We start from the raw sequence: 1158 nt of genomic DNA, 5'->3' as shown, positions 1-1158 counted from the left end.
GAGGGAACGGTCTTCTCCCTGCTCGGCCCGAACGGCGCCGGCAAGACCACCGCCGTCAAGATCCTCTCCACCCTGATCCGTGCCGACGCCGGCGAGCTGCGCGTCGGCGGTCACGACCTGGCCAAGGAGGCACAGGCGGCTCGTGCCGTGATCGGCGTCACCGGGCAGTTCTCCGCAGTCGACGGCCTGATCACGGGCCAGGAGAACATGCTCTTGATGGCCGACCTGCACCACCTCTCCAAGGCCGAGGGCCGGCGCGTCAGTGCCGAACTCCTGGAGCGCTTCGACCTCACCGAGGCCGCGAAGAAGCCCGCCTCCACCTACTCCGGCGGCATGAAGCGCCGCCTGGACATCGCCATGACGCTGGTCGGCAGCCCGCGGATCATCTTCCTCGACGAGCCGACCACCGGCCTGGACCCCCGCTCGCGCCACACCATGTGGGGCATCATCCGCGAACTCGTCACCGGCGGCGTCACGGTCTTCCTCACCACCCAGTACCTGGAAGAAGCCGACCAGCTCGCCGACCGCATCGCCGTCCTGAACGACGGCAGGATCGCCGCCGAAGGCACCGCCGCGGAACTCAAGCGGCTGATCCCGGGCGGGCACATCCGGCTCCGCTTCACCGACCCCGCCGCCTACCGCTCCGCCGCCACCACGCTGCGCGGGGCCACCCGGGACGACCATGCGCTGGCGCTGCAGATCGTCAGCGACGGCACCCAGCAGGAACTCCACTCCATCCTCGACTGGCTGGCCGCCACGGACATCGAGGCCGACGAACTGACCGTGCACACCCCCGACCTCGACGACGTCTTCTTCGCCCTGACCGGTCCCACCACCGTGCCGAGCCAGTCGAGTCAGCCGAACCGCCCGAGTCAGCCGAGCCGGCCCGACCAGCCCAAGGAGACCCTCCGATGAGTACCTTCTCCCTCGCCGTGCGCGACTCGTCCACGATGCTGCGCCGCAACCTGCTGCACGCTCGCCGCTATCCCTCGCTCACCTTGAACCTGCTGCTCACGCCCGTGATGCTCCTGCTGCTGTTCGTTTACATCTTCGGCGACACCATGAGCGGCGGCGCGGGCCGCTCCGCCTACATCGCCTACGCTCCAGAGTCCGGATCGGGCGACCAGAACCTAGCGGAGCGATCGTCACTCTCCCAAG

General features: G+C 69.0%; 1 protein-coding gene and 1 pseudogene. Both read left to right on the top strand.

What is annotated here, in order from left to right:
- Positions 1-915 (top strand): ATP-binding cassette domain-containing protein (locus ACWEBX_RS41195; RefSeq protein ID WP_451889786.1); only part of this gene is annotated, 915 nt, incomplete at its 5' end.
- Positions 912-1158: pseudogene (locus ACWEBX_RS41190) on the top strand (hypothetical protein); the annotation flags it as partial. The gene ACWEBX_RS41195 and the pseudogene ACWEBX_RS41190, both read left to right, overlap by 4 nt.

This window comes from Streptomyces sp. NPDC005070 (assembly GCF_053600395.1).
Note: the sequence above shows the minus strand (reverse complement) of the source record. Positions and strands in the feature narration are given on the sequence as shown.